This is a genomic window from Spiroplasma endosymbiont of Cantharis nigra, assembly GCF_964019925.1.
In the GTDB taxonomy this organism is placed as follows: Bacteria; Bacillota_I; Bacilli_A; order Mycoplasmatales; family Mycoplasmataceae; genus Spiroplasma_A.
Window position 1 is genome coordinate 953314 of record NZ_OZ026470.1, and the last position, 15093, is coordinate 968406.

Consider the following 15093-nt stretch of genomic DNA (forward strand, 5'->3'; position numbering starts at 1 on the left):
ATAAAAAAAAAAAAAAAACATCTTTTGAGAAAATTAATAGATAACAAAATTTATTTTATTATCTATTTCTTTTAGATGTTTTTTTAAAAATTTTTAAATAACACATGCATCACATTCATAATTTTCACTATCTTCAAGAACTTCTTGACGCACTCTAACATAGTATATTGAAGCACATCCTTTTTTAAAGGCTCTTACATACGCCTTATTTAAGTCTCTTGTAGTTACTTGATCAGTCATAAATAATGTTAATGATATGGCTTGATCAACATGTTGTTGTGCTGCAGCTGCAATGTCAATAATAGGATCTGGACCAACTTCATAAGCTCCTAGCGAATAGTAACCCATGTTTTCAAAGTCAATTTTATAAGCTGGTACATAAACTCTTCCAAGTTTTCCTTCTTTTCTAACTTCAACTGGTGCAACTACTGGTTGTAAACTTGGAGTACAAGAAGATAAATAACTTATTGAACCTGTTGGAGCTACTGCCATTAAGTGTGAGTTAGCTAGTCCTGTTTTTTTAATTTCGTTTGATAATTCTATTCAATCTTTTTGAGTAGGAATTGAAACTTTATATTTATCAAATAAATTTTTAATTAATTCTGATTGAGGAGCTCATTTGTCACTTTCACATTTTGTATATTTATTAAAATATGATCCATCTGCAAATTTTGAGATTTTAAATCCAGCAAAAGAACCATACTCCTTTGCCAATTTATTTGAAGCTTTAAAAGCATGAAAAGCCATTGTGTAAAAGAACATATTTGTAAAATCAATTGCTTCAGGTGAATTATAGTAAATATGATTTATTGATAAAAATCCATGTAAATTCATAGCACCTAATCCAACTGCATGATTATTTTTATTTCCATTTTCAATTGATGGTGCACTTGATAAATCACTATTTCTTGAAACATGATCTAAAGCAAGAATTGAGTTATAGATAACTTCTGAAAACTCTTCTCCACTTTCCATTGTTTTAGCAATATTCATACTTCCCAAGTTACAACAGATATCTTCACCTGTTTTCTTAAATGATAAGTCTGAATTATATTCACTTGGAGTTGAAACTTGAACAATTTCACTACATAGGTTACTCATAACAATTCTTCCAGCTACTGGATGAGCATTATTATTATTTACAGTATCATCAAATAGTAAATAAGGATAACCACTTTCAAAATGTAATTCAGCAATTGCTTGAAATAATTTTCTAGCATTAATATATGTCTTTTTAATATTTTTATTTTTTAGCATATTTTCATATTCATCAGTTACTGAAATATCTGAGAAAGGCTTCTTATAAACTTTTTCAACATCATAAGGACTGAAAAGAGCCATATCTTTATTTTCTTTTGCCAAATCAAAAGTTATATTTGGAACTACTACTCCTAAAGATAAAGATTTTATTCTTATTTTTTCATCAGCATTTTCACGTTTTGTATCAAGGAATGACATTATATCTGGATGATGAACGTTTAAGTATACAGCTCCAGCTCCTTGTCTTTGTCCCAATTGATTTGCATAAGAAAATGAGTCTTCTAAAATTTTCATTACAGGAATTACACCTGTTGCTTGATTTTCAATGTTTTTAATTGGAGCACCAAATTCTCTTAAATTAGTTAAACAAATTGCAACTCCACCTCCACGTTTTGATAATTGTAAAGATGTTGTAACTGCTCTTGCAATTGACTCCATGTTATCTTCAATTCTAAGCAAGTAACATGAGACATATTCCCCTCTTTGTTTTTTTCCTGCATTTAAAAAAGTCGGAGTTGCTGGTTGAAATCTTCCTAATATTATTTGTTTTAAAATATTTTTAGCTTTATCAAAATTTCCACCACCTAAAAATAGTGCATTTAAAACTACTCTATCTTCATAAGTTTCAATATATTTTTTACCATCAAAACTTTTTAAACCATAAGCATTAAAAAATTTTAATGCTCCCATAAAACTAGGGAATTTAAATTTAAATGAATATGCATATTTGCTTAATTCATCAATTTCTTTAATTGTATATTTAGAAATAATTACTTCATCATAATATTGATTTTTTATTAAGTAATCAATTCTTTCTTTAGTGGTTGAAAATTTCATCATGTTTGGTTCAATATGCTCTTTCATATATAGTTCTGCTGCCTGAATATCTAACTTAAAGTTATCCTGACCAGGCACAAATAATTTTGCTCTAGCATTTAATTTTATATACTCATCTGATTCATTTGTACCAGAAAGATTTTTTATATTATCTTTGTTCATTATTTTATTCCTCTCAAAAATCTTCCAAGATTTTTCTTATTGTCTCAACATCGTGTGCAGTTCCTAAAAGCTCAAATTGATATAGTAAAGGAACATTTAACTTCTTAGAAATTATTGGTCCTGCAATTGCAAATGTATCACCAAAATTAGTATTTCCAGAAGCTATTACTCCTCTACATAAATTTCTGTTATTTTCATTATTTAGAAATCTTATAACTTGAGCTGGTACAGCCCCTTTTGTATCTCCGCCACCTCCAGCATAAGTTGGAGTTATTAAAACATATTCCTTTTGAACAATTAACTGATCATCTATTTCATAGGGAATTCTTGCATCATTTACATCTAGTTTTTCCATAAATCTATGTGTATTATTAGACACTGAAGAAAAGTATACAACAAATACTTTTCCCTTTGGTTTTTTAATATCTTTATTTGATATTTTAATAACATCGTCATGCATTAATTAAAATTCTCAATCCTCATCAGATGTTTCTTCAGTTACACCCATAACATAAGATGATCCATTACCTGAGAAAAAGTCATGATTTTCATCAGCTCTTGCTGATAATTGCGTAAATATTTCTGGTTCAATTCTAGTTTCTTCTTCTGTAAATGGAGATTCATAACCCAAGTTTTGTAAAAACTTACCTGCATTATATAAACTAAATCTTACAGCATCTTCTGCAATACCAAACCCATCATATAATTCATATAAAAATTTATTTTCTAACTCTATTAATTCATATAGTAAGTCAAATACAAATTTTTTCATCTCTGCTTGTTTTGCAGGAGATAATTTTTCAACTTTTCTTTGATATTTGTATCCACTGTAATAATTATGAATAACCTTATCTCTTAAAATTAATCTAATAATGTCTGAAGTATTTGGTAATTTTCCTCTTGCTGATAAATAAAAAGGTAAGTAAAATCCTCCATAAAGTAAAAACCCTGGCATAAGTGCTGCTGCAACTTTTGATTTTAATGGATCATTTCCTGTGTAATATGGTATTAATGCTTTTGCTCTCTCTTGTAAACTATCACAATTAATTACTCACTCATGTGCTTCCTCAATTTGGTCACTTGAACATAAAGTTGAAAAAATTGTTCCATAAGATCTTGCATGAACAGCTACCATAAATGCAAAATTAGTATAAATAACTTGCTCATGATCTGTTAATGAGTTTGATACTTGTGCAACATCTCCAACAGTTGCTTGAATAGTATCTAATAAAGTAAGTCCAGTAAAAGTTCTTGTTACTAATTCTTGTCATTCTGGAGTTAATGTTTTTCATGAAACTAAGTCATTTGAAACTGGAACTTTTTCAGGTAATCAAAAATTTTGTGTAGCTCTATTTCAAACTTCTAAATCCTTATCATCATTCATTACATTTCAATTTACCGATCTCATTCTTCCATTGAATTTATTCATAGCAAACTCAATTGGAGAAAGTGAGTCATAATAATATTGATTTTTTTTCTTTGCCATTTTTATATTTTCGCCTTTCATTTAATTCCATTTTTATAGAATAATGCACTACAATAGTGCCTGTAATTATAAATGATACCTAAAAAAAGTAAATCATTTCACGTAACATTTTTTTACTAAATAAATATTAAGTAAAACAAAAGCACTATATTTGTATCACGGTTAAACTATTATCTTATATCAATTCTTTTATAATCAAACAAAAAGATTAATATAAAAAAACCCTTGTTTAACGTTAATTGTTATAAACTTACTCATTTATACTATTTCTACACACTTACCCCTAAGATAAATCTGCTAATATCCTCTATGTGAAATTTATTTTTTTATTTCTATAATGTTATAACTAAAAAAACCTAAAAAAGGTATAGTTTTTTCAAAAAAATTTAAGAAAATAATTCATTTAATTTTTCTAAATAAAAATTTTTTTCTAAAAGAAAATGTTAAGAATAAAAAAAGCCTTATCAGGCTTACTAATACTAGATAATTGAGTTATCTTTCATTGCTTTCTCAATTGCCTCAATAGCTTCGTTTTCGTCTTGGCCATTTGCTTCAATTGTAATTTCAGCACCAGTTTTAACTGCTAATGCCATAACATTCATAATTGATTTTAAATTACCTTCTTTATCTCCACATTTTATTTTAATTTCTGATGCGTATTTTGAAGCCTCTTTTGTTAAAACTGATGCAGGTCTTGCATGTAATCCAACTGGATCAATTACTTTAGCTGTGAATGAAGTCATATATTATCCTCCTTAACAATATTATTGTATATAAAAATGCTAGATATACAATAAAAAAGACGCTTTAAATTTTAATTTATTTATTCTATTCTATCTTTTCTCAAGAAGCAGAGTTTATTGGTATCATTTTAACTCCTTGCTTTGGATCTGTAAAAGCCACTGAAATATATCTATCAATAATCTTAATTACTAGACCATCTCCAAAAATCATATGCTTTATTTTATCACCTTTAACTACACCAGCCTCTAATTTATCAGGTTTTAGTTCTAAATTTGCTTTTCCTTTATAAGTACTTGAAACATCAGTATTAGAGTGAAAATAAATACTCTTTTCTATTTCATATAATTCAGGATTAAGTTCTTGAATAAATCTAGAGGGTCCTAATTCACCATTAGATATATAAGAATACTCTCCTGAAACATAAGATATAAAAAGTCGCTCTTGAGCTCTTGTAATTGCAACATAAAATGCTCTTCTTTCTTCTTCTAGATTTTCAATTGATAAAAAACTCATTTTTGAGGGAAATACATCTTTGTTTAGACCCACAATAAATACAACCTTATTTTCTAATCCCTTTGCAGAGTGAATTGTTAATAGTGTAACCTTATTTATCTCATTTTGATTTTCTTCATCACTTGATAGAGCCTCTTCTTGTAAAAAGATAACTGCTCTATTTAAGTCATTTTCAGTTTCATTATAATAAGTATCATATTTTTCCATTTGATCATAATATGCTTCTAAGTTTTGTAATGCTTCAATATCTTCTTTATCTTTTAAATCCAAACGATCTCTATAACCAGATTCTTTAATTAGAGTTTCTGTTAATTTTAATATACTTTTATTTTCTTCAAATATTTTTCTTGCATTTTTTAAACACTCTATAAGATCATTTAAATTTTTTGATATTTGATTAACTTCTTGACTTTTTGTTGTTAATAAATCAAATAAGTTTAAATTTAATTGCTCTGATGCTGCTTTTAATTTTGAAGCTGTTACAGCTCCGACTTTGGGAGTAAATGTAAAAACTCTTTCCATAGATAAATCATCTTTGAATACAACTGCTCGTAGAAGAGCAGTTACATCTTTAATTACTTTTCTATCTCTAAATTTAAACCCTCCAATAAGCTGAAAAGGAACTTTTTGATTTTGAAACTCCTTTTCAAATTCCTGAGACCAGGCATTTGTTCGATAGAGAACGAAAATGTCTGAATACTTATAATTATTTTCCACTACAAGTTCTTTTATTTTTTTAGATACAAATTTTGCTTCGAAGTTTCTTGAAGCCACTTCTTTAACTTGAACTATTTCCCCCTCTTTTTTTTGAGTAAAAATATCCTTCTTCTCCCTATTTTTATTATTATCAATAAAGTTATTTGCAATATCCAAAATTGGTTTTGTTGATCTATAATTTTCATTTAGCATTATTGTACGAGAATTTGAAAACTCATTTCTAAAATTAAGAATAATATTTACCTTTGCACCTCTTCATGAATAAATAGTTTGATCTGGGTCTCCAACAACTGTCAGGTTATTTTTTTTGCCTGTTAATCATTTTACTAAATCAAATTGTATGTAATTTGTATCTTGAAACTCATCAACCATTATATAGTCAAATCTATTTCTTCATTTTTCTCTTATATTTATATTATCGTTGAATAGTTTATGAACTTTTAAAATTAGATCATCAAAATCTAAATAATTTTTTTCATACAAATATTGTTGATAATCTCTATAAGCTTTTGCTCATTTCTTTTCTTCAAAATTAAAAGTTTCTTCATATGCTTCATTTCAATCAATTTGTTTCGACTTTCAATTACTAATTTTAGATAGAATTTTTCTTTCAGGCCTATTTTTTTCTGTACTAATATCAAGTTTTTTAATTATATCCCTAATTATTTTTGCTTGATCTGAAGCATCAATAATAGTGAAATCCTTTGATATACCAATATCTTCGCAATCTTCTCTAAGCACTCTAACGCAAAAAGAGTGAAATGTTGTAATTAAAGGACTTCTATCTAAATTTGGAATTATTTTACTAACTCTATCTTTCATTTCCTGAGCTGCCTTGTTTGTAAAAGTAACTGCTAATATCTTTGAGGGGTAAATTCCCTCTTTTTCAATTAGATATGCTATTTTTGTTGTTATAACTCTTGTTTTACCACTTCCAGCTCCTGCTATTATTCTTACAGGCACATCAGTAGTAATTACTGAGTCAAGTTGCTCATCATTTAATTCTTTTAATAGTTCTTTTATCATGTAAATAACTCCTATAACTTTTCTATAATATCAATTTTTAGAGATAAAACTTCAGAAATTAAAATAATAATTTAAATACTCTTTAAGTCTTGATAAAGTTTTTCAAAAAATTCTGATTCAATTAATTTATTGTGTCCCGGTTTAGAACTTAACATTAAGCATACACTAAATTTATTTAAGGGATCAACTAATGCTGTAGATCCTAATAAACCATCTCAACCAAATTCTCCAATTTCAGTTAGTGGAAAGTTCTTATTTTCTATTCTTACTCTAACACCATAACCATAACTATAGTCTTCATTTAAAGTTCATCTAAAGTTTGATCTTAATTTTTTTAGTCTATCTGTTGTCATTTTTTTTAAAATTTTTTCACTAATTACTTGATTTCCCTTTAAATCTTTTCCATCAATTAAAAAATCTAAAAACTTCAAATAATCACCTACTGTTGTAAATAAGCCAGCTCCACCCATTGGCATTTTTGGAACATTATCAATTTCTTGAATAAAAAAATTAAAATTCTCAACTTTTTCTAAAATGGGTTTATCTTCTAATAAACTTCAATTATAAACCTTCGCCTCTCTTTTTCTATCTTTTAAGTAAAAATCGCTGTCTGACATTTGTAACTTGTCAAATATTCTTTGCTTTACAAAATCTCTATAACTCATTGATGTAGCTTTTTCTATTACAGCTGCAATAACATCTAGTGATAAGCCATATCTTCAATTTGTTCCTGGTTCAAATTCTAAAGGTATTTTTGAAAGTTTATTTATAAAACTAGGGTAATCCATAAATTTACCATCAATTGGCTTTGCAAATTCTGATAATAGTAGTGTTGTCTGTTTTTGGGTTATAGTTTTATTTCCAAAATAGGCTAATCCCGAAGTCATTGTTAATAAATGTTTAATTAAAATTTCATTCTTAGCGTCAACTATTTCATTATTATTTTGACTATTTAAAACTTTCATATTTTTAAATTCGGGAAAAAATTTATGTAGAGGATCATTTAAATTTATTACTTTCTCATCAATTAAAGTTAAGAATGCAGCCACTGTTACGCTTTTTGTTAGTGAATAACCCCTAAAGATTAAATTCTCATTCATTTCAGATTTTGTATCTACATCATTAATTCCATAAGAAAATGAAAAAATGTTTTTTTTATTTTTATTAATTTTTAAAACTGCTCCTGTAAAATATTTTTTTTCAATTAACTCTATCAATTTATTTTTAGTGTTTTCAAAATTATTCATCTTCTTCTCCTATTATTTTTTTTATTTCTTCTAAATCAATTTTACCTGGCCTATTTTTTTGTAAATGAATATGTCCAATAGTATCATCTTTTTTTTCAACAACTACTATTTTTTCTAAAAAATAAACTCTTATTTTTAATTTTAAATCTATTGAAGCAATATTATCTTTTTGTAAATAGATTGTTAAAGGAATATAAATAAATCACATTGCCAGAAAAGTATATCCTATATTATTTATTATTTTTAAAATAATCATATTATAAGAATCTTTTGGAGTAGTAAATAAAATAACTCCCATAATAATTTGAATAATTAGTAAAAAAATTAAAGGGACATATAGAAAATATAATTCTCTTAAGAACACCTCTGATATTCTTATTTTTTCATTATTTATTTTTTTTAATCTTAGATTAAAAATTAATTTTCCCAAAGTATTTCCTTTACATAAGTATGGTAAAAGTACAAAGTAAAAAAACAAGACTAGTTGGCTTACAGGAATATTTATAAGTAAACTTTTTAAATCATGGATAGGATTTAAAAATGATAATAGTAAAGTTGGAATTGAACAGATAATAATATCAAAAAGTCTTGCAAAAAAGATTCTTCCTAAATGTGGCTTAACCAAATTATGAGAAAAATCATTTTTATTATTTTGATTTATCATTAAAAACCATCCCTTTTATTTTGCTAATTTTAATAGGTTTTTCATATATGACGAAAAGCCTATTACTACCTCTTTAAACTTTTCATCCTTGCTTTCTAGAAAAGCTTTATTATTTTTCATAAACTCTTCTCTTTTATCTTCAAATTTTCTAGTTGCAAAACTAGATGCCTTCTTAATTAATAATTTATTATCAAATTTTCTAATATTTCATAATCATATATGTATCATAGTTTTATAATAAGCATAATTTAAATAATCTTTTAAATTTTTAAATTTACCAATTCTTCTAAAGTAATTTAAAATATGAGTTCATTGATTAACTAAGTCAAAAACTGAATATTGAACTTTTTGCAAGTTCATTTCTTCTAACGGTTCTTTTATGTTTAAAAATAAATATGAACTTGCCTGTCCTAAAATTTTATATGCAAATAACATATCATATCTTACAAATCTTCTAAATTTAAAGCCAAATTCTTTTAATAAATTTGTTTTAAATAATTTATTTGATAGTGAGCTACTTAAATAAGCAAATGGTTCAAATTCATTATTTAAATTATAAATTTTTCCTTTTTCTAAAAAAGTATCAATACATTTATCCGATAAACCAGTTAATTGAGTAGTATATTCTAAAATATCAATCTCCTGATTTTTATATTTTCCTAATTCTTTTTTTAATATACTAATAAAATTAGGATTAATTTTGTCTCCTTGAGATATAAAATGTATATACTCACCATCTGCTAAATCAATTGCTGTGTTTCAACAAACTGAAGCTCCTTGAATTGAACTATTTATAACTATTTTTATATTTTCAATATCTCAAAAATATTTTCTTGATATTGAAAGTTGCTCATTACTTTCTAGCATTTTATCTGCAATTAAAATTATTTCATAATCATTTTCACTTTGATCTAAAATACTTTGTAATGTAGTGTCTATATTTTCTTCAATATCTTGTCATGTAAGAACAAATGAGACTAACATAGAATACCCCCCTACTTATTACAATAATTTTACACTAATTTATAAGTACAAAAAACCTTTTCTAGAAATACATAAAAAAAGCAAACTAATTTGCTTCTAAAATATTAAATTTCTAGGAGTTCTTGGGAAAGAAATTACATCTCTTATATTTGAAGCTCCAGTTACATACATTATAAGTCTTTCAAAGCCAAGACCAAACCCAGATGATTTATAATAACCATAATTTCTAAGTTCATTATATCAACTTAAATCACTTGGTTCAATTCCCATTTCTTTACATCTCTGAATAATTTTATCAAAACTATCTTCTCTTTGACTTCCACCAACTAATTCCCCAATACCTGGTACTAATAAATCTGCTGCTGCCACAGTTTTATTATTATCATCTTGTTTCATATAAAAAGCCTTAATATCTTTTGGATAATTAGTTACAAAAGTTGGACACTTATTAACAACTTCGCATATGTATCTTTCATGTTCTGTTCCTAAATCAAGACCAAATTCTATATTTGATTCTTCAAATTTATGTCCCTCTTTAACAGCTTTTTTAAGAACTTCAATAACTTGTTCATATTTATTTATGGCAAATTTTGAGTTTCTTACATTATTTAATTTATCAATTAGTCCCACTTCCAAATTATCATTACAGAATTCCAATTCTTCCTTTGCAGTCTCAAAAATATAATTAATTGTGTATTTAATTAAACTTTCAATAATTTCTAAATTTCCCTTTAAATCACAAAAAGCCATTTCTGGTTCTATCATTCAAAATTCAGCTGCATGCTTTGATGTATTAGAGTTCTCTGCTCTAAAAGTTGGACCAAAAGTATAAATATTTTTAAAGGCTTGTGCATAAGACTCACCATGTAATTGACCAGAAACAGTTAAACTTGCCTTTTTACCAAAGAAATCATCTTCATAATTAGCATCTTTTATAGTAGTAACTGTAAAAGATTCTCCTGCTCCCTCAGCATCATTAGCTGTTAGAATTGGTGTATTTACATAAATATAGTTTTTCTCTTGAAAAAATTTATGAATAGCAAAAGCTGCTACTGACCTAATTTTAAAAATAGATTGAAAAGTTTTAGTTCTTGCTCTTAAATGAGATATTTCTCTCAAAAATTCAGGTGAGTGTTCTTTTTTTTGAAGTGGATAATCTTCGATTGCTTGATCCAATAACATAATTTCTTCAGCTTGAACTTCAAATTCTTGCTGTTTTCCAGGCGTTAAAATTACATTTCCCCTTATTTCTATAATAGAACCCACTCTAGATTGAATAGCTTGTTCATAGCCTTTAACATCAGACTTATAAACTACTTGAACATCTTTAATTGTTGTTCCATCATTTATAATTAAAAAACTGACAGCTTTACCTTGTCTATTATTTCTTACTCTTGCAATCAAATTTACTTGCTTTGCATTTTTATATTTTGAATATAATTCTTTAATATCGTTCATATTAATACTTCCTTTTGCAATATTATTATACAAAAAAGAGAGTTAAAACTTCCTTTTATTTTTATTAACTAATTTAGTAATAAAGAGATTTTATCTTTTTTCTCAAATTTTAATAAGCTTCATTCTTCTACTAAATTTTTAAAAAGTTCTTCATCTTCTTCATACAAATTAATAAACTCAGCTAATTTATAATTATATGTTTTAAAATGATATCTTATTGACTGAGTATGCATTGAAAAATTAAAAACTAAATAGTCATCCTCTTTACAATTTCTTTTCAATAATAGTTCGTAAGTATCAGAACAGCTTGTAACTTTGTCATCTGTTGAATGAAAAAATAAGGTTGGAAAGAGACTTTTTTTATCAATATCTTCTAGAACTTTAAATATACTGACATCATGTAAATTTAAATTACTTTCCTGTCGGTTATGTCTCTCAATTAATCTATTAATAACTTTTTTAGTTCTTCTCTTTGGCAATAAGAATAAATAAATATTTCTAACATGTAAAAATAATCTAAATACACTTCCATAACCTGCATCTGAAACTAGAAACTGTAAATTTAGTTTCTTAAATTCTTCATTGTATATTATCGAACAATAATTAATTACAAAAGCTCCCATACTAGTTCCCATTAAAGCCAATTTATCAACTTTTTTATTTTTTTTAATTCAATCTACTGCGCCCATTAAATCATGCTGTTCATTTGCTCCCATTGTTGTAGAACCATTTTCTGATTGACCATGACCTCTAAAATCAAAAACCAAAATATTATATCCCATTTTTGCAAAAGTCATTGCATGATGAAGTGATCAGGTTTTATGTCCAGCAAATCAATGACAAGCAATTACTCACTTGTTAGAATTCTCATTTGGTTCATAAATTAAACCTGAGATACTTAAACCATCTCTTGCTTTAAAATTAATTGAAGATATATTTTCAATATCTTTGACTTCAATTTCTGGTCTTTTATAAAATCTTTTAACAATTTTATTTGTAGTAAGAATCTCTCTAAGTCAAATTTTATCTTCTCTAGATTTATTGTATTTTTTAACCTTTTTTGAAACCCTTAAAGAAGATTGTGAAAAAGGTTTTTCTAATCCTGAATAGAAAACTCTAAAACTTCTTTTAACACTATTTAATAAGGTATTCTTTCTTTGTTTTTGGGATTTTTTCATAAACTAATACTCATTCCTATAAAATTAATTATCTGAATTTAAAAAATGATAAATTAATAAGTCATTAAAATAATTAAATGGTACAGAACTTGAGATATGCCCTTTATAAATACTCTTATCAGGATTATCTACTATTAAAGTATGAATAGAATTTAAATATTTTGTAATATCACTTGACGCAACTTTTCCTGAGATATATATTATTTTTCTTTTCATTTCTCCTAATTCTGTTATTGCTTTATCCAATCTTGAAGAATTACCGTATCTAGTAAAGAAAATGAAAATATCCTCTTCTTTTGAAGTTTTAATTCTATCTTTTATTGTTTCTTGATCACTATCTAATAAATAAACATTAAATCCACTTTTGTAAAAAAAGTTTGAAAGCTCATGTGCTGGGCCTGAAAGTAAATTTTCTCAATAACAAAAAAATATTTTCTTTGAAGATTTGATAATATTTAAAGTATCAAATATTGATTTTTTTTCTATTAATGCGTAATTTTGTTTAATTATATTTATATAACCTGAAACAACATTTTCATCATTTTTTGCTATATTAATTTCTTGATTCTCTGCATCATTTGCAAGAGAAATAGCAAAGTCTCTAAACCCTTTAATGTTTAATTTTTTTAATAATCCATAAATTGCGCTATAACCAGTTCCGGCTTCTTGTGCCATTCTTTCAATTTTCATATTAGTATCAACAATTTCTTTTAAGTGATCTTTAATATAGTCAACAATTTTTTTTTCCTTTATTGTTAAATCTTTATTATCAATTGTTGTTAATTTGCTTAAAAATGATCTCATAAATCTCTCCTACTTTTTATCTTTAATTAAATATTCATTTGTCAGCTCAGCTATCATAGCTGCATTATCTGTACAATACTTTAAATTTGGAATATTTATATTTTTTATATTGTATTTTTTTCCTACTTTATAAAAAATATCTCTAATACTTTGATTTGCACTAACTCCTCCAACAACAGTTATTGTATTGGGTTTAAACTCCCTAATGGCTTTTTCAAATTTTAACATTAAACTATCAATTGCTGTTTTTTGAAAACTTGCACAAAAGTCTTCTATTATAATCTTTTCATTATTTTGGTTTAGTTTATTGATTAAATTAAGACTAGCTGTTTTTAATCCTGAGAATGAAAAATCATAACTATCATCTTTTTTAGTAATAGGTAATTTATATTTTTTGTCATTACCTTTTTGTGCTAATTTATCTATTTTTGGACCGCCTGGATAATTAAATCCTAAAACTCTTGCTACTTTATCATAACATTCACCAACAGCGTCATCTTGAGTTGTACCTATTAATTCAAAAATCAGTGGCTCTTTTAAAAATTGAATTTGAGTATGACCCCCGCTAACCACTAAAGCTAATACTGGATATTGAAATTTTTGTTCAATATTTGCTCCATATATATGGCCCTGTATGTGATTCATGTCCATTAGCGGTTTTTTTAAATACATCGCAATAGTTTGTGCAACTAATTTCCCTATAATTAGACTTCCAATAAGTCCTGGATTTGATGTATAAGAAATATAATCTATATCTTCTAACTGAGAATTACTTTGTTGAAGTGACTCTAATAATACCCAATGGAAATTCTCCACATGTAATCTTGAAGCTAATTCAGGAATGACTCCTCCAAATTCAGAGTGTTCCTTTATTTGACTTGAAATTATATTAGACAAAATCTTTCCATTATCCATAATTGAAATACTAAATTCATCGCAACTTGACTCAATAGCCAAAATTCTCATTTAAATCCTCCCTTTTAAAGTTAACTTTATTTTACTATATTTTAAAGTCTAGTAAAAGATTTAATAGAATATTTCTCCAAAATGCAAAAATACACCAATATTAAGTTATTAAATAAAATATTCACTTTATCGCTTGCTTCTATTCATAACTTAATTCTTTTAGGATTTTGAACATAAGTTATATATGCTCCCATAAAAAATTATCTCTTAAATTAAAGTTTTTCAAAGTTGGAAATATCTATTATTTAATAAATAATATAAAAAATTCTGCATCTATTTGGGATGCAGAATTACTTATATTGATTTTAAAATTATGTTTTATTTTCTATTATTTTAAATCTATAGATGCTTCTAATGCTAATTCTATCATTCCCATAAAATTATTTTGTCTTTCTTCAGCTGTTGTTACTTCTTTAGTAACTAAGCTATCTGAAACAGTTAATAAACAAGCTGCTTGTTTATTTGTAAGTTTTGCATTTGCAAATAATGCAAACGTTTCCATTTCAACAAGAGCTAAATTATTAGCTTTTGCAAAATCTAATATATTTTCATATCTATAAAAAACATCAGATGAGTGACATCTTCCACTATGAATTTTAATATTTTTTTTCTTTGCAACTTCCTCTATTTTTTCAAATAATATTTTACCCGCTTCAATTATATTTGAATCAATATTAGCAGCAATTTTTGCATAGTTATTTTCTCCAAATGATTCTTTAACATTAAAAATATCATAAACTTTAATTTCTTCTTTATAACTTCCTGCACTTCCAACTCTTATTATGTAATCAACATCATAAAATTTAAAAAGTTCATATGAGTAAATTCCAATACTTGGACAACCCATTCCACTTCCAGCAACAGTTATTTTTACACCTTTGTAAGTTCCTGTATACATAAACATATTTCTAACTTCATTTACAAGTTTTACATTTTCTAAATATGTTTCTGCTATTTTTTTTGCTCTTAATGGATCTCCTGGCATTAATACAATTTTTGCTATATCTTCTTTCTTAGCATTAATATGTGGTGTTGGTATATTCAATT

13 protein-coding genes are annotated in these 15093 nt (G+C 26.0%); all 13 read right to left on the bottom strand.

All coding sequences use genetic code 4. From position 1 onward, the window contains the following. Positions 1-93: 93 nt before the first annotated feature. The 13 genes from nrdE to deoD all read right to left on the bottom strand — a co-directional run bounded on the left by nrdE (position 94) and on the right by deoD (position 15085). On the bottom strand, positions 94-2259 hold the full coding sequence (nrdE, locus tag AACL04_RS04140) for a class 1b ribonucleoside-diphosphate reductase subunit alpha (RefSeq protein WP_339029798.1): 2166 nt from the start codon (positions 2257-2259) through the stop codon (positions 94-96). 4 nt (positions 2260-2263) lie between these two features. After that, positions 2264-2719, bottom strand: a complete 456-nt coding sequence (gene nrdI, locus AACL04_RS04145) for a class Ib ribonucleoside-diphosphate reductase assembly flavoprotein NrdI (RefSeq protein WP_339029800.1) — start codon at positions 2717-2719, stop codon at positions 2264-2266. A gap of 3 nt (positions 2720-2722) precedes the next feature. Continuing rightward, positions 2723-3745, bottom strand: a complete 1023-nt coding sequence (nrdF, locus tag AACL04_RS04150; protein ID WP_339029802.1) for a class 1b ribonucleoside-diphosphate reductase subunit beta — start codon at positions 3743-3745, stop codon at positions 2723-2725. 479 nt (positions 3746-4224) lie between these two features. Further along, entirely contained in the window at positions 4225-4488 is a 264-nt protein-coding gene (locus AACL04_RS04155; protein WP_339029804.1) for an HPr family phosphocarrier protein, read from the bottom strand. Between the two features lie 85 nt (positions 4489-4573). Further along, positions 4574-6745: an ATP-dependent helicase gene (locus AACL04_RS04160; RefSeq protein WP_339029806.1), complete on the bottom strand. Its 2172-nt coding sequence runs from the start codon at positions 6743-6745 to the stop codon at positions 4574-4576. Between the two features lie 71 nt (positions 6746-6816). After that, positions 6817-7992 carry a serine hydrolase domain-containing protein gene (locus AACL04_RS04165; RefSeq protein ID WP_339029807.1) on the bottom strand — a complete coding sequence of 392 codons (1176 nt, stop codon included), beginning with the start codon at positions 7990-7992 and terminating at the stop codon, positions 6817-6819. Beyond that, entirely contained in the window at positions 7985-8656 is a 672-nt protein-coding gene (locus AACL04_RS04170) for an RDD family protein (protein WP_339029808.1), read from the bottom strand. The genes AACL04_RS04165 and AACL04_RS04170 overlap by 8 nt, the downstream gene beginning before the upstream one ends. A 15-nt stretch (positions 8657-8671) precedes the next feature. After that, positions 8672-9640 (bottom strand): glycosyltransferase family 2 protein, encoded by a 969-nt coding sequence (locus AACL04_RS04175; RefSeq protein WP_339029810.1) that lies wholly within the window; start codon positions 9638-9640, stop codon positions 8672-8674. A gap of 96 nt (positions 9641-9736) precedes the next feature. Next, the gene (asnS, locus tag AACL04_RS04180) at positions 9737-11098 is read right to left on the bottom strand and encodes an asparagine--tRNA ligase (RefSeq protein ID WP_339029813.1); all 1362 of its coding nucleotides are present in this window, start codon (positions 11096-11098) and stop codon (positions 9737-9739) included. Positions 11099-11166: 68 nt separating this feature from the next. Beyond that, positions 11167-12276 carry an alpha/beta hydrolase gene (locus AACL04_RS04185; RefSeq protein ID WP_339029815.1) on the bottom strand — a complete coding sequence of 370 codons (1110 nt, stop codon included), beginning with the start codon at positions 12274-12276 and terminating at the stop codon, positions 11167-11169. 24 nt (positions 12277-12300) lie between these two features. Then, positions 12301-13080, bottom strand: coding sequence for a hypothetical protein (locus AACL04_RS04190; protein ID WP_339029816.1), 780 nt, complete (start codon positions 13078-13080; stop codon positions 12301-12303). 9 nt (positions 13081-13089) lie between these two features. Beyond that, a complete protein-coding gene (gene tsaD, locus AACL04_RS04195; protein WP_339029817.1) occupies positions 13090-14046 on the bottom strand; it encodes a tRNA (adenosine(37)-N6)-threonylcarbamoyltransferase complex transferase subunit TsaD in 957 nt (318 codons plus the stop codon). Positions 14047-14374: 328 nt separating this feature from the next. Further along, positions 14375-15085, bottom strand: coding sequence for a purine-nucleoside phosphorylase (gene deoD / locus AACL04_RS04200; RefSeq protein WP_422397913.1), 711 nt, complete (start codon positions 15083-15085; stop codon positions 14375-14377). Between the last annotated feature and the right edge of the window lie 8 nt (positions 15086-15093).